Here is a 23,117-nt window from a genome sequence, read left to right on the forward strand (position 1 = left end):
CACGTGTCTACTTGAGCACAAAAAAACCCATATAAATGGAATTTAGGTGGGACAAATGAATAAAAAGAAAATTGCAAAAACTGAAACAGGAATGAATCCTCCAAAACAATCGCGTACACATCGTCGTGTTATGCAGGTGATTCAAACCGCTGAAAAACTTTTAGTTAAAATGGGCTTAGAGTCAATTTCAATTCCTGAAATTGCCAATGCTTCAAACATTCCAAGAGCGAGTATTTATCAGTTCTTTCCGACAAAATATGATCTGTTGCATCATATGGCACAGTTGCATTTGCAGAAACTAGTAAGCTTGCTCAAGGAAGCTGGTTTAAACGTCATACGCGAACATCCGCACGAAAGTATGGCGGCTTATGGTCGAATGGTGGCTGCAGCTGTGATTGAAACCACTGCCAAGTTTTATAATGAATCTGCTGTGGCACGATTATTAATATTGTCAGGTCCACTGAACCGACAAGTGTATTTACGTCATCAAATGGAACTCAAACAGTTCAGTCAAGATTTAAGAGATGCACTTAAAGCAATTCGGGTAGATGATTATTTACCGCAACAACCTGACAGTATGTTGATCATTATTGAAATGATCTTTACTTGTATGAAACATGGTTATTACACAGAAGATCGGATTTCTGAACGTATTTGTGAAGAGGCGTATCGTTTGGCGACTGCATATTTAAATGCACTAAAAGAAGATCAATTTTCCCTAAAAGCACAGCGTGCAGCAACGACGCAATCTGAGACAAAAAACCAGTCAAATCAGCTATTGTTGACCTACAATTAAGCTTACAATCAGTTGAATTATCATGAAAATCTTGCAGTCGAAATGCAGATCAATATTGCTGAGGTTCAACGTGAAAGCTGTTTTTTTGGATCAATTCTCTCTCGATCAGAATGATTTAGATTTTTCGGGGTGGTATCAAGTCTTTGATGAGGTAACATTCTTTGAGCGCACTGATCCAGATCAAGTGCTTGAACGCATCGCTGATGTAGATGTGGTGGTGACCAATAAAGTGGTGATTACGACAGACATGATGCAACGACGACCGCAGCTTAAATTAATTTTAATTTCGGCCACAGGCACCAATAATGTCGATTTAATCCAAGCAAAAGCACAAAACATTGTGGTATGTAACTGTCAGGCATATGGTACTGCCGCTGTAGCTCAACATACCATGATGTTGATGCTCAACTTGGCAACGTCTTTTATTCAATATGATCGTGCAGTTCGTGCGGGTGAATGGAATAAAGCATCACAATTCTGTTTATTAGATTTCCCCATTGCTGAATTGAATGGTAAGACCTTAGGGATTTTGGGCTATGGTGAACTTGGTCAAGCCGTAGCGAAATTGGCTGAAGCCTTTGGTATGAAGGTGATTGTGGCTCATTTACCAGGACGACCTGCAGCCGCTGATCGTGTCAGTTTAGAAAGCTTGCTGCGTCAATCAGACTTTATTAGCTTACATTGTCCATTAACTGAAACAACACGCGACTTAATTGATGCAGAAGCATTCAGTCTAATGAAAGAAAGTGCATATTTAATTAATTGTGCTCGTGGTGGCATTGTGAATGAACAAGCATTGGCGGAAGCACTAATCAATCGGAGAATCGCAGGGGCAGCGACTGATGTATTGAGTATAGAACCGCCTCAGCAAGGCAATGTGTTATTGAATTCGGATATCCCTAATCTCATTATTACACCACACAGTGCATGGGGAAGCGTTGAAGCACGTCAACGCATTGTGCAACAAGTACAGGAAAACGCAGCTGCATTTAAAGCGGGTCAACCGATCCGTCACGTCAACTGAAGTTAAGCAATAAAAAAGGTGCTGTGAGAAGCACCTTTTTTATTGAAGAGATATAAATAAACTCAACCTAATAAATAAACTCCACTTAGGTTTGAATAAAACGACATGGGTTAACGTGGGACACCTGCATCACTGTCATCTACAGCTGGACTAGAGGTGGTAGCTCCACTATTAGGTAAAGCAACACTTTGACGCTGAATGGTCGGTTCTGCTTCAGGTGCTTGATTTTGACTTGCTAGCGTGGTGTTGGCTGATTGCGCAGTTTCAAGGTTGACTGAATTTTCTTGAACGGGTAAAGCGACCGATGCAGTAGTTGGAGCAGGGGAGGCTGTGACAGCAGGTGCTGTCGTTGGGTTGGGTTGACTCAAACTGCCTCTTTCGATGGGAACACCACCTGCACCGACGAGGTTCTGTTTAGCATGCTGCACAGATTTAACAGTTGTATCCACGCCTTGACGAGCACCGTCACGTAATGCAATCGCTTTTTCATTGGTGAATTCTTTGGTGTTTTGCCAAGCTGAATCGACGGATGGTTTGATTTTAGCAATACCACGCTTGGTCGCATCATCAACAGTGTTGGCTGTATTTTGCAAAGTCTCTTGTGCTTTGACTGCAAGTACTTTGGCTAAATTTGGATTGTCACCGTAAGCAGGATTGTTGCCTGTTAAAGTAGAGTCTTGAGCAAATGTAGTTGCTGAGCATAGCGTAATGCAACTTACCAGCATCGTTTTCATTATGTTCATGAAGGATCCTCTTCTCAGTTCTGTATGGGTGGCGCTGTGACTCAATCGCCTCATCTGTACAAAACTTTTGAATTTTTTATCAGTTTCCAAGCAAACTACATGAGCGATGGGGCTGTTTCAATGTTGAAATGTATCTGTGACGTTGTGCTTCGGCAGTTTTAATGATTAACGCTACAATTTTTATTCATCTTGCATCGCTTAAAGGCTTTTAGGATACAACACTACATTGTGTGCATTCGATCGTGGACAATAAAATTAAAAGTAAAGTTTATCCTCCGATTCTAAGACAAGTGTTGATCAAACCAATATATTCAACATAAAAAAAGTCTGAGCATGGATTCATGCTCAGACGCTGTTTATAAGAAATCTAAAATTAATGCTTCAGATATTGAGTCGGGACTTTTGGTAAAACCACGCTTGATGGGTATTGTGAATTCGAATAGATCGAAATCGATCCCAAAAGCGATGAAGTTAAACTTGGTAATGGGGCAACGCCTTTCCATACATCACTGGAAACCACCGAAATTTGAATACGATGTCCTTTAGGAATAAGCGCAGCAGTTGCTGGAATCTCAACATTGACCAAGACTGGCTTGTTTTTGTCTAAAGGCTGAATATCCGATGCTTTAAATGTATGCCAAGGTTGAATCATTTGTCCTTTGATATAACGAGAACGTGATTCGTCAACTTTACGCATGGACGCTGTGATAATACCCGTGCTTAATGTTTTAGCATTGCCCGTTCTTGGGTCCACATCGGATACACGTACGACTAAACCACTGTCTTTAGAGCTGGATGAAATCCACAAGTCAGCTTGCATCGGCCCATTTAAATAATAGTCTTCAGTTAAAGGTACTGAGTTAAAGACCGAAGCAGGAATATTCGCTAAGTTGCTATTTTCCAGACATGGGAAAGGTAGGATAGACGTTGCACCAATGAGAACTTGTTCAACAGTACTTGAGCATAAACCGAAAGTTGGGGCTTGTAATAAGTAGTTTTCACCAGAGCTTGACGTTGGTCGATCTTTTGCAAGATTTCCACGTGTATTTAAGAATAAACGATCTGGTTCTAATGCTACATGCGGCCAATCCGTACTGACGACATAATCTTCATAACCATGTACCCATTGTGTGACGTTAGGTAGAGTTTCAGCGCCAGTGTTGATACCTTTTAAATATTGATCAAACCATTGAAGTTGCATTTTGTCTAAACGCGGTACATTACCTTTAGGCAAACTTGGGAAAAGTTGTGCGGCTTGAATGTGTGCCCAAGGTCCAATAAAGGTTTTTACTGTGGTATGACCTTTTAATGCTTCATGCCAAAGCGGTTCACTGCGTTGGAACAAATCACGTGTTCCCCCGACAATAAAAGTCGGAACTTTAATATTATTGGCTTGTTCTAACAGCGATCTTTCTTGCCAAAAGTCATTATCAAAAGCATCAGCTTTGCCTTTTAGAGCATTGGCAAAAAGCGGTATTTGGAATTCTGTACTGTTAATAATTTTATCGAGTGCGGTCAGTTTTCCAGTAATCGGGTCTTGCACCAAGGTATCAATCGGTAAAGTACCCAACAGTGTAATTAAACTCATCCAAAGTGGAATGAAGTTAGTATTTAGCTGCCCGCCATTGAAAAGAATATCGCGGTACGCATCACCCATAGGTACGATTGGGAACGCTGCCTTGATTGCTGGATGTTGTGTCGCTGCACCCAGCATCGCCGTGATTCCTAAATAAGAAACACCATATAAGCCGACATTTCCATCAGAGAAGCTTTGTTTACTTGACCAGTCAATAATTTCATAAGCATCTTGTTGTTCGACTTTGCCAAAAGCTTCCCACTTGCCTGTAGAGTTACCTGTTCCACGAACATCTGCAACGACTGTTGCGTAGCCACGTTTCACCATTTCAGGGTCTGCACCACCTGCTATTGCTGAAACCTTACCTGCAACCCCTGCGCTATAAGCCGTTTGAATAACAATCACAGGGAATTTTGCATTGATAGGACGACCTGACTCATCCGCAGGGAGCGTGACATAAGTGGCGATTCGCGTTCCATCACGCATGGTAATCCACTGTGCTGGCAAGGTCACCGACTTAGGATATTCAGCAGGTCGATCATACAATTGCCATTGAGCATTGGCATTGGAAAGTGATGGGACTTGAGGTTGACTCGGAGATTGTCTAGTTCCGAGTCGGGTGTTTTTTAATGCAACGGTAGTACCTGGGAGCGTGACATCTGGGGAGGTCACTGGGTCGGGTTGAGGACTTAAATAGCTTAAGTCTGACGTAACGTTTGGTGTTGAATTAATTGTTTTATTTGCTATGCCGATGGTGGTTGCAAGTATCGTGACACCAATGCCAACAGCAGCATAGAAAGAATTTAGCAACTTCATTACATAATTCCTTTTTGTTTTTCATTTTTTTAGTCGTGCTTGAGTGAAGAATGAAATATGCATAAAGCAAAATCGTTCCATTCATTTTATTTTTATGTCTCCTAATCTGATCAAAAAAGATAATTCAGACCAAGCCTCAATGTTGTATCACTGTTTAGTTTAACTAACAAGTCTGGGTCTTGCTGTTTGTCGGTTTGGCAATGATGTTTTAATTAAGTGTTTTATTTTTAATATAAAAAAATGTTGATTGGGTCAGTAAAAAAAATACAACTGTATATAAATTAATCATAATTTAGAAGATATTTCTTCTATCTGATTTCTAAAGAAAATTATGAATTGTGAGCATTTATGCCAATCAGGTACTTCTATTGAAAATGCAGAAACTCAGCGCTATGTGAAATTTTCACCTTTATGAAAAAATAGTGATTAATAAAATTTTTTACTCTGATATCTGAAGCAATAATGATTTAGGCAAAATATGCGTAGCTGTAAATTAAAGTCATTGCTCGAATAGATCATTTATATTTTTCTTAATCAGAGCACCAAGTTGAGGATCAAATCCATCTACCAAGAATCGGCTAATTAATCCTTCTATTAATGTGTAAATTAATTCGGATAAGTCTTGCCGGCCCATATTCAAGCAATGTGTTGATATTAATTCTTTTATCCATTGCTTATGATTTTGAGCAACTGAGATTATAGATTTATCGTCTTGGTTCGATTCAGCGACAGCTCTAACAAATAAGCATCCTTTAAAGGAGTCTTGTTGAAACCACTGCATATGCCAATCAAAAATTTTGTTTATTGCAGCAATACCTTCTGATTTGCCGATATATTGAAACAAACTCGCTTTAAATTTTTCATCACGAGCTTTGAGAACGGATTTAACCAACTGCATCTTATTTTTGTAGTACGTGTACATCGTGGTTTTCGAACACCCTGATTGATCTCGAATTAAGTCTACACCTACGCCAACAAAGCTATTTTGGTTAAATAGTTTTTCTGCTGTATCAAGAATTTTTAATGCTGATTTTGACATCCATAAAATCCTGAAAATAAAAATAGTACAGATCTGTACTATTTTTATTTTATCTGTATTATGCTTTTAAAACAATATTAAAAAGGCGATATCAGTATGCTTTCAATTTTTGAAGGAAAAGAAAAACTTACTGCTTTTCCTAAACCGCACGAAATGATTCGGAGCTTTATTGGAGGAACAATTAGTATTTTTTTGCTACTTTTGTTGAGTAAATTAACGGGAAATATTTATATCATGGCGCCTTTTGGCGCAACCTGTGTAATTCTTTATGCAGTATCACAGTCGCCATTAGCTCAACCTAGAAATGTGATTTTCGGTCATTTTATTTCTGCTTTTATCGGTCTATTTTTTCTTAAGCTCTTTCCTGATTCGATTTTGACTATAGCTTTATCAGTCGGGTGTGCGATTGCCTTAATGCAATTTTTTAGATGTGTGCATCCTCCAGCAGGAGCAAATCCATTGGTCATTTTATTAACAGCAGATTCAATCAGCTATGGATGGAATTTCCTCATATTTCCTGTGCTTTTAGGATCTGTGGCTTTAGTATTGATTGCGATGGTTGTGAATAATATTAAACCTAATCATAAATGGCCACTTTACGGTTTAGGTATAATCAAATCCAAGCCATGATTGAAATTTGCATCATTCGTTTTTTAATCTTATGTAAAACAACCTGAGATATCCCCTAATTCAAACCTATCTTTTGTGAGACTTGGCACTGGTCGAGTCACTTTATACTCCCCACTTATAAAAAAAAGCACAGTTGGTTTTAGCCAATTGTGCTGTCGTAGTTTATGAGTGATCAGATGAATGGTTTTTAGCATCTTAGAAATGTTCACACTGTTGAAGATTTTGCGCGTTAAAGTGGTTTTTTAGCGCGTTAAAGTTGGATTGTTTCGTCGAATCTTGAATATCAAATACGGTTTGTTTGTTCTCGACATCTGCATCTAAATTTGAATGTGCTGAAATCAGTTTTTCCCCTTGGAAGAACCAGTATTCAGTAGCTTTGCCTGTCTCAAAGTTGCCTGTAAATTCAATGAGGCAGTTGTCTTTTTGTTTAATGAGGCGAGCAATATTGTGTTGAGTTTCAGGTTCAACAGCGATGTTTTTGTGTTGTTCTAATACGATAGGGGCGTTTGGATTCGTTGGTGTAGTTGAACAGGCTGTAAGGGTTAAGCTACTTGATAATGCAATAACAAAATTTAGAAATTTCATTTTTTACTCTCAGATGTTAAAAATATGACCTTTTAAGACGATTTCAACAATATTTAAAAGATCGGCTAATGGTTCCGATAAATAGGTCTCAAAATAAGAGTCATAGTATGAGCTATCAGATAGGTGAGGGGCTTTTCCATGAACAATAGAGCCTCTAATATTTAGTAAATGACGGATTTGGTTGTTATCAAATTTATTTGAATATTGTAGACATAAATTTTTAAATTTTTGGGAACTCTTAGTACTAGTATCTTCAATTAAGGATTCAATACAAGTACAAAGAGTTCTATATTGTCCAGCTTCATCTTCAAACCAACTTTTATAAAAATTAGTTAAAGCTAAAATACTCCTTTCGCTTTCTTTACTCATAGAGCTCATAAAATTAGAGATATCTTTCAAATGAGTTGATAGATCATTTCCAATTTTTAATTTGAAATATAAGCTTGGTAGTAAATCTGCGGTCTCTTTATAAGTATATTGATAATCGTTTGGAAAATAAGCGCACCCAGAATCTTTGGGTTCGCCATTAAAGCAATATCTCTTTTTTGAGTCTTCAAATAAGGAAATTGCACCGAGAAGTGCATATAACATTCGCTGAGAAATTTTCTCTGTTGGAGCATGTATACCAATCCATGTCGATATTCTTTTTTGATTTATTTGATTATCAATAATGCTAGGATAATAATTAAAATTAAATTGCTTGAAGTCATCATTAGAAATATTTAGATCTTTAGAGCTTAGATTAGAGCTATTTACTATAAAAAAACTTTCTAGCCTTAAGTTATTTTCTGTGGAAATGGAATTAAATGGGTATAGAAAAATTATATGAGTTGTTTGAAAAAGCGGTGAGATCATTAATGCCCTAGCTAATTGCAATTTTGCATTAAAAGGGATTTGTAAGTTGTAGGATAAATTTGGATTACGGGAAAATTCCCCGTCTTTGATGTACCAGAAATTTTCTGTTAAAAATTGAGTTACTTGTCGTTTTAGTTCAGATATAGGAAGTTCTGATAGATATGGAACACCATTTTGTCTAATGTAAAAAATAGCTTTAGAGTATGTTTTTTCATTTCTCACATAGATTGAAGTACCAAGTGTGCTAGACCAAATAGGGCTATCTGGTTCACGAATCCCAAATTCAGATAGTAGTTGGTGTCTTTCACCTGTTGAATATATTGCATCTAATATCAAATCCACTGCTTTGATACATGTGTCTAACATTCTGGATTTCCTATTTTAAGATGTCTCACAATAGTCAAATATGATAAGAGGAACTTACTTTTTTATGGGATGATTAAAAATAGGAATAATTTACTCAAAATTTTTAATAAAAAACCCCACTATTTCTAGCAGGGTTTTAAGCTTATTTCAAATTCAACTTAGTGCTGTAACACCGAAATATCAGCCACTTTCGTAAACAAATCACGAAGCTGTGCAAGCATACGTAAACGGTTTGCTTTTAATTCAGCATCATCTGCCATCACCATTACACCGTCAAAGAATGCATCGACTGGCGCACGAAGTGCAGCAAGTGCAGACAACGCAGCAGTGTAGTCTTTCGCAGCAAATAATGGCTCAACCACAGGCGTGATTTTCGCAAGTTCAGCGAACAATGCTTTCTCAGCATCTTCAACCAAGTTTGCTTCAACCACAGCGCCTTCAGGTGCAGCTTCTTTCGCAAGAATGTTTGCAACACGCTTATTCGCAGCAGCAAGCGCAGCCGCTTCAGGTAATGCACGGAAATGATTTACCGCATTTACACGCTTATCAAAATCAAGTGGTGATTTTGGTGACAACGCTTGAACCGCTTGAATCACATCAACAGCAACGCCTTGGTCTTCGTATTTCGCACGGTAACGACCTTCAAGGAATGCAACAGCATCGTTTAAAGTCTTATTGTGATCTTTCAATACATCGCCATACGCAGCAAGTGCAAGTTTGATCAGGTCTTCAATTGATACATCAAGCTCATTTTCAGTCACTAGACGTAAAATACCAATCGCAGAACGACGCAGCGCAAACGGATCTTTAGAACCTGTCGGTGCTTGACCAATACCGAAAATACCCGTCAATGTATCTAAACGGTCTGCAAGAGCAATCGTTGTACCTGTTTTGGTTTTTGGTAAAACGTCACCAGCGAATTTAGGTAAATACTGCTCACCTAAAGACTCTGCAACTTCGTCATTTTCACCTTCAAGACGTGCGTAGTAAGTACCCGCAATCCCTTGAAGTTCTGGGAATTCACCCACTAATTCAGACGTTAAGTCACATTTTGCAAGAAGTGCCGCTTTTTCAGCATCGGCAGCATTTGCACCTGTAATTGGAGCTAAAGCAACAGCCAATTTCGCAATACGTGTCGATTTATCCCAAAGCGTACCTAATTCTGCTTGGAAAACCATGTTTGCAAGTTTCTCTTTACGAGAAGCAAGCGGTTGTTTTTGGTCTTGTAAGAAGAAGAATTCAGCATCAGATAAACGTGGACGAACCACTTTCTCGTTACCTTCAATAATTTGTGTCGGGTCTTTAGACTCAATATTTGACACAGTAATGAAGTACGGTTGAAGTTTATTGTCGCTATTGACTAAGCAGAAGTACTTTTGGTTGTCCTGCATCGTGGTGATCAATGCTTCTTGAGGAACAGCAAGGAAGCGTTCTTCGAAGCTTGCACGAAGCGCAACAGGCCATTCAACCAGTGCAGTCACTTCGTCACGTAAGTCGCTAGGTACAATCGCAATCGCATTTACTTCATCAGCTAAAGCTTTGACTTGACCGTCAATGATTGCTTGACGCTCTTCAAAGTTTGCCACAACGTAAGCCGCTTTTAACTTCGCTAAGTATTCATCAGCATGCGTTAAAGTAATTGCTTCAGGTGCATGGAAACGATGACCGAAAGTTACGTTACCTGCTTTGTGATCTTGAATTGTTGCATCAACAACGTCGTTGTCTTTAAGCAATACCACCCATTTTACTGGACGTACAAATTCGGTACGGCTTGCCGCTGAACGCATACGTTTCGCAATTGGAAGATTGTCCAAGGCATTTTGTAAAATTTGGGGAAGTAAAGCATCAAGGCTTTGACCTTTGACATCTTTTAAGTAGCAAACTTTTTCGACTTTACCCGCTTGAAAAGTCGAGATTTGATCAACCGTGATGCCTTGACCACGCATAAAGCCTTCAAGCGCTTTAGTTGGGTTACCTTCAGCATCAAACGCTGCTTGTTTCGCAGGGCCATCAAAACGTTTTTGCGTGTCCGCTTGCGCGCCATCAACGTTTACGATTTTAAGGGCAAGACGACGTGGTGCTGCATAGGCTTCGATCGAGTCGAATGCAAGACCTGCATCTTTTAAGCCTTTTACAGCTTCAGCTTGCAGTGCATCACGTAATTTTTTTAAGCTTTTTGGTGGAAGTTCTTCACAACCTAATTCGAACAAAACGGTATGTTTAGACATTATTTGCTCTCCTCAGATTTTGCTTCTGCTTCAACTTGTGCCTTTAACTGTGCCAATACTTCATCACGTAATGCTGGTTCTGCCATTGGGAAACCAAGTTCCGCACGTGCAGCCACATAAGCATTTGCAATTGAACGTGCCAATGTGCGTACACGTAAGATATAACGCTGACGTTCTGTCACAGAAATCGCACCACGCGCATCGAGTAAGTTAAAGCTATGCGACGCTTTAACCACTTGCTCATACGCAGGAAGTGGAAGTTTTGCTTCGATTAAACGTGTTGCTTCAGTTTCATAGAAGTCGAAGAGTTCAAACAGTTTATCAACAGGTGCGTATTCAAAGTTATAAGTCGACTGTTCAACTTCATTTTGATGGAATACATCACCATAAGTCACTGTACCAAACTGACCTTTAGTCCAAACCAAATCGTAAACTGAGTCTACACCTTGCAAGTACATTGCAAGACGCTCTAAACCATAAGTGATTTCTCCAGTAACAGGGTAGCACTCAACACCACCGACTTGTTGGAAGTAAGTGAACTGCGTCACTTCCATGCCGTTTAACCATACTTCCCAACCTAAGCCCCACGCGCCAAGCGTTGGAGATTCCCAGTTGTCTTCTACAAAACGAATGTCGTGTACTAAGGGATCAATTCCGATCGCTTTAAGCGAGTCAAGATACAACTGTTGGATGTTGTCTGGGTTTGGCTTAAGTACCACTTGGAATTGGTAGTAATGTTGCAAACGGTTTGGGTTTTCACCATAACGACCGTCTTTCGGACGACGTGAAGGTTGAACGTATGCAGCGTTCCAAGTTTCAGGCCCTAATGCGCGTAGGAAAGTTGCAGTGTGGAATGTACCTGCACCCATTTCCATGTCGTAAGGCTGTAACACGACGCAGCCTTGCTCCGCCCAGTAGTTTTGTAAGGCAAGAATTAAGCCTTGGAAAGTATCAATATGCGATATGGCGCGACTCATGGTCTTCCACTTAAAATTAGAGAAAAATTGTGCTCAATTATAAGGACTTTAGCAGGGAGTGGCAAAGGTTAGTCCATAAATTTGTGCGGCCAACTCAATTGCTAAAAAGTTTGCATACTTGGAGCAGAACGACATCTGTAGTGTTCTTGCCTACATGTTGAAGTTTTTAATCAGATGGCAGGAAATCAACCTCAGTTGATTTCATTTTTACTTTAACTTTTGGCTTTTCAGTGGAGATATTTCATCTGAGATAATGAATAAATCTTTGAATCTCTGTATCACTATGTTATAAATGTTATGTTATAACATTTCAAGTGTAATGTATTGTCATAATAAGAGATGATCTCCATGAAAAACCAATTACCAAAGATCAGCATTTTGCTTTCAGCTATTTTACTGACAGCTTGTGGTGGTAGTGATAACAACAAATCAAATCAGAATAATCCGCCTGAAAAACCAACAACTGTGGTAAATCAAGAGGGGAGACTTTTGATCATCAATGATCAAGTCGATCGACCAGAATTGAGTTTATTCGATTTAGAACAGCAAAAAGTCATCGATGTTAAACAACTGAAGACGATGCCATTTGCGTTACATAGCAGTCCCAGTTCACGTTATGGCATCTTGATGGATCGAGTTGGTGGCACTGTTAATTTTTATGACAGCGGTTTAAGTGATAAGGGAACTGCTTCACCTCAGTTATTGAACTTCCAACTCAATGGTGCTGCACCTACGCATTATCGGAATTTTAATGGTCAGGCTGCTATTTTTTATGATGGTAGCGAGACTGAAACATCAAAATTTGATGTATTTACAGATGCAGGAATCGCTTCAAAAAATGTGGCATCGCAAAAGCTGCCATTTAAACATCATGGTGTAGCTGAACCGTTGGGTGAGTATGTATTGAGTTCATATTCAGGATCAGGCGAAACATTAGCAAGTGTGGTGAGAAATTACGAACTGCATGGTGATCATTTCCATGGTCAAAATAATTTAGAAAATACGTGTCCAGGTTTGCACGGGGCTTCATCGGTTAAAGGTTATAGTGCATTTGGCTGTGAAGACGGCGTATTGCTTGTCGAGCATGGTGTTGCAGGTCTTTTTAAAGACTCGAAGATTAAGTTGGACGTTCGTATTGGTACAGTCGTTGGCCAAGCCAATGCGCAAGAGCTAGTTGGATTGGCATCCGCTACACCTGATTTATTCATTATCAATGGTGCAAATAAGTTGGTTCAACAAATTCCATGGACTGAGAAAGATACCAATGTGAAACGTCTTCAGCAGACGTATAGCCAATCTGGCGATTATTTCGTGATACTCGATTCATTGGGGCAATTGGTGATTTTAGATACTGAGTCTTGGACAGTGAAACATCGTATTCAAGTGATTGAGCAAGGTTCAGAAGCGATAGAGAAGGCAGCGCTGATTGCACATGGTCAGCAAGATCGTGTTTTCATCAATAATGTGGTGACGAAACAGATTCATGAGATTGATTTGAAATCGGCCAAGATTGAACGCAGTATCAAGCTAGATGCCGTACCACAAAAATTCACTTGGTTGGGTGTTGCAAAATAAATAAAAGACTGGCTTTGAATCGACAAGAAAAAAGCACGATATCGTGCTTTTTTCTTTTTTGAACATTTTTTAAATTAGCTAAAGAACCAATAGATAAATAGTGACACAATGAAAATACACATTATATTCAGGACGAATCCGACTTTCATCATTTCAGACTGTTGAATATGTCCGGTACCAAATACGATGGCATTTGGTGGTGTCGCAACAGGAAGCATAAATGCACAAGAAGCACCAATGCCGATCACAATAACTAAAATTTCCTTGGGCATACCCATTTGATCGGCAATCGCTGCAAAGACTGGTACTAACAGTGCAGCAGATGCAGTGTTACTGGTGAATTCAGTCAAGAAGATAATGAACGTAGCAACGACGAAAATAATGAGGAGTGGGGAGGCATCACCAAAGGCATTGGCTAGGGTTTGACCAAGCACCAATGAACTGCCTGAATCTTTTAAAATTGCACTGAGGGTTAAACCACCGCCAAATAAAAATAAAACGCCCCAATCCGTATTTTCAGCGACTTGTTTCCATGTTGCAGTACCGATAATCACGACCAAGCATGCTGCTAACACAGCAATCCAGGTATCAGGTTGAGTGATACCAAAAGTATCGGTGAGCTTTTTACTGAAGATCCAAGCGATAGCTGTGCAGACAAACAATATCATTGTTGCAATTCGAGTGCCTGTCCAAGGGATATCCTCAGTCACAAATTGGACTTTATGGTTGAGCTTAGGTCTAAGTACCAGATAGAGACTCAAGAGCATGGCAGGTAAAATGAGCAGCATCATCGGTAAACCGATTTTCATCCAATCTGCAAAATCATAGTCTAAAGCCTTAGCCGCGATTGCATTTGGTGGAGAGCCAACCATGGTCCCTAAGCCACCAATACTTGCAGAATAGGCAATACCTAACAGGATAAAAACAAATGTTTTTCGATCTCGACTGACATCTAAATGTGAAAGTAAACCAAGGGCAAGTGGAAGCATCATTGCTGCAGTCGCCGTATTTGAAATCCACATAGATAAAAGTGCTGTTACAGCAAAAATCGCTATTACAGAGATGCCGAGATGACCACCAGACATAGAGATGATCCACATCGCAATTTTTTTATCGAGCTTTTGAATATGCAGCGCGGTCGCTAATGCGAAGCCACCAAAAAATAAAAAAATCACAGGATCTGCAAATGTAGCTAATGCCACTTGTGTTGTGATTGGTATAAGCTCATCGCCTTTAGCCATAGGCATCGTGAGAAGAACCGCGAGTACGGGTACCAATAGGGCGGTAATCGTGATATGGATGGCCTCAGTCAGCCATAAAATGCCGATAAAGCAAAGTAATGCCAACCCTTTATTGGCGTTTTCATCATAGGGTAAGACTTGATAGAGTCCATAAGAAATAAAAGCGGCGATCAGTATCAACACCCAACCTTTGATGAGCCCTTTTGGCATCATGTTGGTTGGGGTCGCGAGTTGTTCCGTCATATTCGCTCCTTTTGAATGTCGCTATAGGTTTTATAGTTGCATGTATTAAACTTCTTAATTCTGAAGAATGAATATCCTTATCACTTTTCAAAATATACTATTTAAACAATGAAATCGATTGTTCTAATAAATTATAGCTTTGCCACAGGGCTTGAATGCCGAGCAAAAGTAATAGGATCAATACTGTATTTTTAAAAAACTGTTGAGAGATATGTTGCCTGATCCATCCTCCGATCCATACCCCAAATATTGCAAAAACACAGATCAACATGACTAAAAGTTGTTGATGCTCATCAATATTGACCAAAATTGGGTAAAGTAGAAGGAGTTGTATCAATTTGCTGGCGATAAAGCTTAAATTACTCACGATCACAATATCGGTTTTACTCAGCTGACAGCTGAGTAAATACATCATTAGAAATGGTGCCATTGCATTGGTAGCACCACCGATAATGCCTGCTAACAGACCGAATATCAGCATATTGAGCATTGACGGGCTGACGATGAATGAATGTTGTCGTAATTGATCAATCACATACAGTACCATCACCATGCCAAGTAAAAGCTTTAAATAACCTTCATTGAGCCACAATAAAAGTTTCACCCCAAGCAGACTGCCAACTAAGCTACTTAGAATAAGGGGGGAAAATCTTATGCTGTAGTGTTGAATGCTCTGACATATTGAATACTGAGGGTGGGCAGTTAACAGAATTAAATTTAAAATGAGGCAGGGAAGAATGACCAAAGTGACAGCGAGGCTGAGCGGGAGTTGAGTAGAGAGTACAGCGGTACTCATCATGGGAAAGCCGAAACCGCTCAGGCCATGTAATAATGCGGCCAGTGCGCATAGCCACAATACCATCCACTCCGACTGTGCCATTGATTGTCCATATTTATTGTTTTGTTCAAGTTAGCGCTATTTTGAGAAAGATGCAAAATGAGAATAAAAAAAACACGATAATTGGGGGAAATTATCGTGTTGAAAAACTCACCCGAGGTTGTGTGGGTGATTGAGGGTAAACTCAAGTTAAAGCGGAGATCTGTCCTGATGTACAGTGCGCATTGGACGATCATAAGTATTTGAATGTTCGTGCTGAAATTTATTTTTTGGCATCACTAACCAAAGCACTAAGTACACTAAAATTCCTGGAAATGCAGCGCTCATCACTGACACTAGAACAAAAATAATTCGTAATAAATTCGCATTCCAACCAAAACGTTCAGCAATACCGCCCATCACACCAGCAATCATGTTAGAGCGGTTTGAGCGATATAAACCAACATTGGCCATTGAGTTCTCCTTTAGAACCTAAAATAGTCATGAAATAGACTTCGCAATTTCTCTTTAACATTTGTCTATATATTTTATATGGAGAATAATTTTTAGATTTAAAGGAGATTATTCAAAAAATATCGTAATTTTATGTAATGAAAAAGATAAAACCTTGATGTGGTATAGGTTCTGGATAATTAGACAGAACATGCTAATACTTGTATATCCCTATTTTATAAGGATAATATTTTTATACATCGCAATTTATCAAATGGCTCAAGATATAAAATGATGAATTTAAATTTTAAAGTTCATTCAATCTCAACGTTCAGCATTATCGCCATCATGAATATTGCACTTGCAGGATGTAGCCAGAATGAATCGCCACACATTGAACACATCAACCAAATTCAGGAGTCGCATACGCCTGAGTCTTCTAACTCATTAACGAATGTCGCAGGTAAGGCACGGCCTCCAGTTCAAGAGAATGCGGATACAACACCGCAGTCTGTTGCTAAAGAATGGCAGAAATTTGTAGGTCGCTACCAAACCACCATGCAATGTGATGATGGCTTTGCTCGTTGTGATAAGGGTGAAGCTGAGTTTATTATCAATTTATTGGCTGATGGCACAGCTCATCGTATTTTTATGCATCGTGGTAAGGTTGAATTTACAACGCAACGTCAATATCGCCAAGATCGTTGGTTGTATGATCCGCATCACCATCAAATCATTATTTTGAGAGAGAGTGGGGTTCAGTTTTTTTACGATTTGGATGAGCAGGGTAATATGGTCATGGATCTTGATAAAATTGCCAATGCAACGGAAGTGAACCAAACTTTCTTTAAAGACAATCCGCTTCCGTCACGTGCATATACTTTGCAACGTCAAAAGCTTTGAAGATATAAGAATTGATCCTCTATGAGGGTAGCTTGTATTATATTGCAGGCAATAAAAAAGCCTTTCAAGATGAAAGGCTTTTTTAAGAATCTGGTGGGTCGTCCGCGACTCGAACGCGGGACCAACGGATTAAAAGTCCGCTGCTCTACCAACTGAGCTAACGACCCATAGGGGTTTCAAAATAAGTGGTGGGTCGTCCGCGACTCGAACGCGGGACCAACGGATTAAAAGTCCGCTGCTCTACCAACTGAGCTAACGACCCATCTCGTTTTGATGTTGCGTATTTTAGCAAGTTATTTGAGTAGCGCAAGTAAAAAATATAAAACTTTGTTACGTTTGGCTAGAAATGACACAATTTCGTGTTTTCTAGCCAAAAAACAATCGATTTTAGCTTAAAAACGATATTTATACTGTTCAATATTTTTCAGAATCTCTTCATTTAAATCGCAATATGCATCTTCATTTGGTAATAAAACCAAAATACGATCTGAAGTTTTGTCTGGAAAATAAGCTTCTTCCTTTAACTTACTCTTTTGATATTTAAATGTTCCTGTGGTTTCGAGTGTTTTCTGTACACGTAAGAACACTGGAACCGCATAGCTTGGCAAAGACTTCTTAAAGAACTGAGCCATATCGGATAAATCTTGCTCATTTAGTTCAGCACCTTCTGCTAAAGTGATGGCTGCCATACCTGCACGACCGTTAGTATTTGGAATCTCAACGCCGTATACCACTGCTTCTGTGATCTTTTCATAATCACTACAAATATTTTCAACTTCAGTTGTAGAGACATTCTCACCTTTCCAGCGGAAGGTATCACCGAGACGGTCAACAAATTGAGCATGGCGGCACCCGATATCTCGCACGAGGTCACCTGTGATGAAATAAGAATCTCCTTTGGTAAAAACATCATGCATGATCGAGGATTTATTCTTTTCTGGATCGGTATAACCATCAAATGGCGAGCGATTGGTAATTTTACCAATCAATAAGCCTGTTTCACCTTTTTTGACTTTAATACAATGACCTTTTGCATCACGAATAGGGGCTTCCTTTTCCTTGTCATATTGGATGATGGCATAAGGAATAGGAGAGAAACCTACGGTATTATCGAAGTTTAAAATATTGGAAAAGCCGACATTACCTTCACTTGAAGCATAAAGTTCGAGCACTTCTTCAATGCCAAAGCGATTTTTAAATTTATCCCAAATATTTGGACGCATGCCGTTACCAATCATCTTGGTGACGCGATGATTGCGATCTTGGTGTGATTCAGGTGCATCTAGAAGATAGCGACATAGCTCACCAACATAGCCAATTGCTGAAGCATTAAATTTTTGAACATCTTTCCAAAAAGAAGAGGTTGAGAACTTACGACGAATCGCTAGCGTCGAACTACCAGCAATTACACCACACCAGCACACCACCATGCCTGTAGCATGATAAAGCGGTAAAGTGACATACATAACGTCATCTTTATTTAGATTGAGGACATGACCATATGTGCCATACGCTAACATCCAACGACTATTGGTAAAGACTACGGCTTTTGGTAAACCTGTTGTACCAGACGTATAAATATAGAATAAGCCGTCAGCACCAGTCACCTTATGTGTTTCAGCTAGATTATCTTTAGATTCAGATAAAATTTCTTGTGCAAGATTATGATAGCCTTCAGGTGCTTGACCAGCATTTTGGCGTGTATTTTGATCAGCCAACCAATAGAGCTTATCTTTTGCGACAGTCAGTTGTTCTCGTACTTCATCTACAGCTTCACGGCATTCTTCACCGACAATTACACCGATTGGTTTGACCAAATTAATACTATGGGTAAGTACCTTACCTGTTTGAGACGTATTGACGAGCGCTGAAACAACCCCAATTTTTGCAAGACCAATGACGGTGGCAATAAGTTCACTACGGTTTTCAACAATGACCGCAATCACATCACCTTTTTTTGCACCCTTAGCGATGTAGTAGTGTGCAATTTGGTTTGCCCAATCATTTAATTGTTGGTAGGTATATTTCTGATCTTCACATAACAGCGCAATACCTTGAGGATTTTTTTGCGCTGCACGCTCAAAAGCGAGGGCAAGACCTGCTGGCGTTTTAGGGGTACGTAAATAAGCCTGTTTGAGCCCGACAAGAATATTTGGCAACTTCGTGACCAAATGTGGGAGTCGTGCTGCTACGTCTTTGATTCCAATGAGATCGTTTTGATAAGTCTGGCTCATACTGGTCCTATTTTTTGTGATATTCCGTTTAGTCTTTAATTTTTCGCAAGTTTTTTACTTGGTTTTGTCACTGAATATCTTATCCATTTTGAAAAATTGATCAATTCTGAACAGGATTTTTCAGTCAAAACTTTAAAGACCATAACAAAAAAACCTAGCCACCGTAATGACTAGGTTTGTCAAAAGCTAATGTAGTTTAAGCAAATTACTCAGCTGATGGTGTTACTTTTTTTGGTGGGCGACCACGAGGGCGACGAGGACGAACAGGTTTATCTTCTTCCTGCTGTTCTGCATCATCCTTATCTGCTTCAGCTTGTGCAGATTTATCTTCAGCATTTACGGCAACTTCCGCCACTTCAACTTTCGCAGTTTCTGCTTCTGTAGACGCAACTTCAGTTGATTCAGAAGATTTTTCTTCAGGTTGCTGTTGTGAAGAAGTTTGAACTTTTTCTTCAGTCTTCACTTCAGATTGAGTCACTTCAGCTGTCTGTGTTGCTGTTTCTTGATGTGCAACTTCAGATGTTGCATCAGCTGCTTGTGGAGCATCCGTAACAGGTGCTTCAACTTTCACGGCTTCTAGTGCTGCAACTTCTTCAAGGCGCGCTTGTTTTGCTTGCTCTGCTGCAAGTTTTGCAAGACGACGACGCTCACGTGGATCGTTTGCAACACGCTTATCAGACACTGGTTTTGGAGGTGTTAAGTCCAACACAGGTGCAGGCTCTTTTTCAGCTGGAGCTTGTTGAACAGCGACATCACGTGTTACTGGTTTTTTCTCAGTAGCAGGTTCAGCAGATTGAGTATTTAAACTCGCTGCATACTGTTCAGTGAACTTTTGCAATGCGCGATTGAAGGTTGGAATTAATCCAAACTGCTCAATCAATACAGAGCAATCCGCACCATAAACATGTTGAATTAAACTTAAAACCGTATGTTGTGCTAAAGCTGGCACTTGTGAAGGGCGAAGCTTCGGCGCATCTGATTTTGCTTTCTGGTCATGTTGATGCTTGTTACGACGACGTTGACGTGGGTCGTTACTTGCACGTTGTGGTGCTTGTTGAGGTTTAACCTCAGCTTCAATGACAGGTTCATCAACTGTAATTTCCACTTGAGGTGCTGACACTTCAGCGTCTGTCACAACAGGTGCTGGAGCAGTTGCTACAGGTGCTGCTACTTCAGGCGTTAATGCAACAATCTCACTTTGTGCTTGATCAACATTAACCACTAACGCTGTTTTAAGCTCATCATTACGAGGTACATCAATTAAATCAACTTTAACTTGAGCTTCTGGAGCAACAGGTGCTGAAGATTGCTCTTGATTTAATACACTTTGATCGCGGTGACGATTTGGACGTTGTGGACGTTGTGCATTACGGTCACGACGTGGCACAGCTTGTTCAGTTTGTGCTTCGAAAGCTGTCTCGTTTTGTTGAGGGCGCTTTTGATGACGTTTCTGATCACGCTGTTCTTGGCGTTGCTCATGACGGTTTTCATTGCGTGACTCATGACGATTGTCTTGACGTTGTTCATGGCGAGGTGCCTGTACAACTTCTTCAATCACATGTTGATCTGCGTTAACTTCGCGTGTGTCACGTTGCTTATTGCGATTTTTCTTGTTATGACGTTGTGGACGCTCGTCTTTTTCAGCTTGACGTTCTTGGTCGCGTGTATCATTTTTCGCAACAGGCGTATGTGAAATATACGCATTTGTTTCAACTGGTGCAGATGCTTCAATTGCCACAGGTGTCACAGGTGCAATTTGACCGAATTGACCACGACTTACGGCACCACCGTTCACCATTTGTTCAATTGCAGCCGCTGCAGAATTGGCTGTACGAGATTGATCAATCGTACTCGCTTGTTTTTGAACAAACAGATTTTCTAACCATGCGCATGGGCTAGTTGCTGGAGCAGCTACTGCTGGGGCAGTTTTTTGCGCTACCGCAGGTTGTGTAGCATTTTGGTTATTTTTATGACGCTTATTGCCTTTTTCCTGCGTTACAGGGGCATGCGTAGGTGGAGCTGTATGCTCTTCTTCTAAGTGCCATTCTGAAGACTCATAACCCAACTCTTTTTCACTAGAACGAGTCGCTTCAGTACGTTCATAGCTGGTTGGTGCAAAGCCTTCCGGATTATACGAGATTTCGTAATGTGGCGTTTCTAAATGCGGGTGTGGGAGTACAGTCACACGTACATTTGAAGTTTGCTCCAAATACACGAGGCTATGACGTTTTTCATTGAGAAGGAATGCTGCAATTTCAACAGGAACTTCTACTTGAACTTCACCTTGACGCTCACGAAGTGCAATTTCTTCAACTTTACGCATGATCGAAAGTGAAAGAGAGCGTAAGTCACGAACCATACCTGTGCCATGACAACGTGGACATACATAGCCAGTCGCTTCTTCTAAAGAAGGACGTAAACGTTGGCGACTCATTTCCATTAAGCCGAAACGAGACAATTGACCGAACTGGATACGTGCACGATCACTTTGAGTTGATTCACGCAGTTTCGCTTCAACCATACGTTGATTACGTTCTTTGGTCATATCAATGAAGTCAATCACGACCAGACCACCGATATCACGTAAGCGAAGTTGGCGAGCGATCTCTTCTGCTGCTTCTAAGTTAGTACTAAGCGCAGTTTCCTCTACATCGTGACCACGAGTAGATTTTGCAGAGTTAATATCGATCGAAACCAATGCTTCTGTTTGGTCAATGACAATTGAACCACCAGAAGGAAGTTTCACTTCACGCTCGTAAGCTGTTTGAATTTGACTTTCGATACCAAAATGAGCAAATAAAGGCTCATTCAAAGTATATGTTTTTAACTTGTCTAATTGGTTCGGCATCACGGCTTTAACAAAGTTATAGGCTTCGTTATAAGCTTGTTCAGAATCAATTAAAATTTCTGCAACATCATCACGTAAATAGTCGCGAATTGCACGAGTAACTACACCAGCTTCCTGATGAACCAACATTGGAGAAGGGCCAGAATTTGCTGTACTTTGGATGCGTGCCCAAAGATCGAGAAGGTGCTGAAGATCAAGTTGAAGCTCTTCTTGTGAGCGACCGATCCCTGCAGTACGTACAATCACGCTCATCCCACGAGGTACATTTAAAGACGCCAACATTTCTTTCAATTCTTCACGAACTGAACCAGAAATTTGACGACTAATACCACCACCTTTCGGGTTGTTTGGCATTAAGACCAAGTAACGACCAGCAAGGGAAATAAAAGTTGAGAGAGCAGCGCCTTTGTTGCCACGTTCCTCTTTTTCAACTTGAACTAAAAGTTCAGTACCTTCAGTGATTAACTCACGAATGTTTGAAGTTTGACGAGGGTCAGCTTTGTAATATGAGTTTGCGATTTCACGCATTGAAAGGAAGCCTTGACGGCCTGCACCATATTCTACAAACACAGCTTCAAGAGATGGCTCAACGCGAGTCACATGACCTTTGTAGATATTGGCTTTCTTTTGTTCACGAGTACGATTTTCTAAATCGAAATCGTAAAGACGGTGACCAGTGATGAGTGCAACGCGAACTTCTTCGGCATGTGTTGCATTGATCAACATACGTTTCATGGGTGTAACACCTAATAGTGATACACAAGCAAAACATCGCGATTTACGTAGCGAACATCAACCCGCATGGATCAATTCCTAGATCACCATAATTAGATTGATCTAAGTGTATTACCGGCCTTTATTGATGGGCTTCGGTATTTTGATTCACGTATTGATGATGGCAATACGGCTTTAATCCTGTCACTGATTAAAGAAGCCTGAACATTCACTGGCGGACTAACGGTGCATTGGATGTTCGTTACTTTCACTGTCACATTGCTCGAAGATCATCTCTTCAATTTTTTGATAGAGTGTCTTGATACGGAATTATCGTCGTATCTTTACAAATTGTGCAGATCCAATGCATCTAACGTTATAGCCTGAATGAGAAATCAGGTTGCGACCATTCTGATGTGTATCAGTTAACGTTTAAAAACCAACATAATTTGTT

General features: G+C 40.0%; 17 protein-coding genes and 2 tRNA genes. 5 read left to right on the top strand and 14 right to left on the bottom strand.

Annotated elements, in window-relative coordinates; all coding sequences use genetic code 11:
* Positions 1-55: 55 nt before the first annotated feature.
* Complete coding sequence (locus AC1M9H_RS08400; protein ID WP_092766779.1) at positions 56-796, top strand: TetR/AcrR family transcriptional regulator; 741 nt, start codon at positions 56-58, stop codon at positions 794-796.
* A 70-nt stretch (positions 797-866) separates the two neighbouring features.
* Positions 867-1,820, top strand: coding sequence for a 2-hydroxyacid dehydrogenase (locus AC1M9H_RS08405; RefSeq protein WP_481613173.1), 954 nt, complete (start codon positions 867-869; stop codon positions 1,818-1,820).
* A 110-nt stretch (positions 1,821-1,930) separates the two neighbouring features.
* On the opposite strand, the gene AC1M9H_RS08410 is transcribed toward AC1M9H_RS08405, so the two are convergent.
* The 3 genes from AC1M9H_RS08410 to AC1M9H_RS08420 all read right to left on the bottom strand — a co-directional run bounded on the left by AC1M9H_RS08410 (position 1,931) and on the right by AC1M9H_RS08420 (position 5,994).
* Positions 1,931-2,563: a hypothetical protein gene (locus tag AC1M9H_RS08410; protein WP_481613174.1), complete on the bottom strand. Its 633-nt coding sequence runs from the start codon at positions 2,561-2,563 to the stop codon at positions 1,931-1,933.
* Positions 2,564-2,936: 373 nt separating this feature from the next.
* Complete coding sequence (locus AC1M9H_RS08415) at positions 2,937-4,955, bottom strand: CocE/NonD family hydrolase (protein ID WP_481613175.1); 2,019 nt, start codon at positions 4,953-4,955, stop codon at positions 2,937-2,939.
* 499 nt (positions 4,956-5,454) lie between these two features.
* Positions 5,455-5,994 (bottom strand): TetR/AcrR family transcriptional regulator, encoded by a 540-nt coding sequence (locus tag AC1M9H_RS08420; protein WP_481613176.1) that lies wholly within the window; start codon positions 5,992-5,994, stop codon positions 5,455-5,457.
* 96 nt (positions 5,995-6,090) lie between these two features.
* Here AC1M9H_RS08420 and AC1M9H_RS08425 point away from each other — a divergent pair, with 96 nt between their 5' ends.
* Positions 6,091-6,624: an HPP family protein gene (locus AC1M9H_RS08425; protein ID WP_481596192.1), complete on the top strand. Its 534-nt coding sequence runs from the start codon at positions 6,091-6,093 to the stop codon at positions 6,622-6,624.
* Positions 6,625-6,819: 195 nt separating this feature from the next.
* On the opposite strand, the gene AC1M9H_RS08430 is transcribed toward AC1M9H_RS08425, so the two are convergent.
* The 4 genes from AC1M9H_RS08430 to glyQ form a co-directional block, all read right to left on the bottom strand.
* Positions 6,820-7,209 carry a hypothetical protein gene (locus AC1M9H_RS08430; protein ID WP_481596193.1) on the bottom strand — a complete coding sequence of 130 codons (390 nt, stop codon included), beginning with the start codon at positions 7,207-7,209 and terminating at the stop codon, positions 6,820-6,822.
* Positions 7,210-7,218: 9 nt separating this feature from the next.
* Complete coding sequence (locus tag AC1M9H_RS08435) at positions 7,219-8,430, bottom strand: hypothetical protein (RefSeq protein WP_481597540.1); 1,212 nt, start codon at positions 8,428-8,430, stop codon at positions 7,219-7,221.
* Positions 8,431-8,588: 158 nt separating this feature from the next.
* Positions 8,589-10,658: a glycine--tRNA ligase subunit beta gene (gene glyS / locus AC1M9H_RS08440; RefSeq protein WP_481613177.1), complete on the bottom strand. Its 2,070-nt coding sequence runs from the start codon at positions 10,656-10,658 to the stop codon at positions 8,589-8,591.
* On the bottom strand, positions 10,658-11,635 hold the full coding sequence (gene glyQ, locus AC1M9H_RS08445; protein ID WP_035264216.1) for a glycine--tRNA ligase subunit alpha: 978 nt from the start codon (positions 11,633-11,635) through the stop codon (positions 10,658-10,660). Before glyQ ends, glyS begins: the two co-directional genes overlap by 1 nt.
* A gap of 348 nt (positions 11,636-11,983) precedes the next feature.
* On the opposite strand from glyQ, the gene AC1M9H_RS08450 reads away from it, so the two are divergent.
* The gene (locus AC1M9H_RS08450) at positions 11,984-13,210 is read left to right on the top strand and encodes a hypothetical protein (RefSeq protein ID WP_481596196.1); all 1,227 of its coding nucleotides are present in this window, start codon (positions 11,984-11,986) and stop codon (positions 13,208-13,210) included.
* A 74-nt stretch (positions 13,211-13,284) separates the two neighbouring features.
* On the opposite strand, the gene AC1M9H_RS08455 is transcribed toward AC1M9H_RS08450, so the two are convergent.
* From AC1M9H_RS08455 to AC1M9H_RS08465, 3 genes are all read right to left on the bottom strand, one after another.
* Entirely contained in the window at positions 13,285-14,694 is a 1,410-nt protein-coding gene (locus tag AC1M9H_RS08455; RefSeq protein ID WP_481613178.1) for an SLC13 family permease, read from the bottom strand.
* 97 nt (positions 14,695-14,791) lie between these two features.
* On the bottom strand, positions 14,792-15,574 hold the full coding sequence (locus AC1M9H_RS08460) for a sulfite exporter TauE/SafE family protein (RefSeq protein WP_481613179.1): 783 nt from the start codon (positions 15,572-15,574) through the stop codon (positions 14,792-14,794).
* 147 nt (positions 15,575-15,721) lie between these two features.
* On the bottom strand, positions 15,722-15,985 hold the full coding sequence (locus AC1M9H_RS08465) for a PspC domain-containing protein (protein ID WP_481613180.1): 264 nt from the start codon (positions 15,983-15,985) through the stop codon (positions 15,722-15,724).
* 270 nt (positions 15,986-16,255) lie between these two features.
* On the opposite strand from AC1M9H_RS08465, the gene AC1M9H_RS08470 reads away from it, so the two are divergent.
* Complete coding sequence (locus AC1M9H_RS08470; RefSeq protein ID WP_481613181.1) at positions 16,256-16,867, top strand: hypothetical protein; 612 nt, start codon at positions 16,256-16,258, stop codon at positions 16,865-16,867.
* 91 nt (positions 16,868-16,958) lie between these two features.
* Here the strand turns inward: AC1M9H_RS08470 and AC1M9H_RS08475 are convergent.
* The 4 genes from AC1M9H_RS08475 to AC1M9H_RS08490 form a co-directional block, all read right to left on the bottom strand.
* Positions 16,959-17,034, bottom strand: a tRNA-Lys gene (locus AC1M9H_RS08475).
* 19 nt (positions 17,035-17,053) lie between these two features.
* Positions 17,054-17,129, bottom strand: a tRNA-Lys gene (locus AC1M9H_RS08480).
* A gap of 130 nt (positions 17,130-17,259) precedes the next feature.
* On the bottom strand, positions 17,260-19,101 hold the full coding sequence (locus tag AC1M9H_RS08485; RefSeq protein ID WP_481613182.1) for a long-chain-acyl-CoA synthetase: 1,842 nt from the start codon (positions 19,099-19,101) through the stop codon (positions 17,260-17,262).
* 205 nt (positions 19,102-19,306) lie between these two features.
* A complete protein-coding gene (locus AC1M9H_RS08490; RefSeq protein ID WP_481613183.1) occupies positions 19,307-22,684 on the bottom strand; it encodes an Rne/Rng family ribonuclease in 3,378 nt (1,125 codons plus the stop codon).
* Positions 22,685-23,117: the final 433 nt, after the last annotated feature.

The sequence above is a fragment of the Acinetobacter sp. ANC_7512 genome (assembly GCF_056779935.1).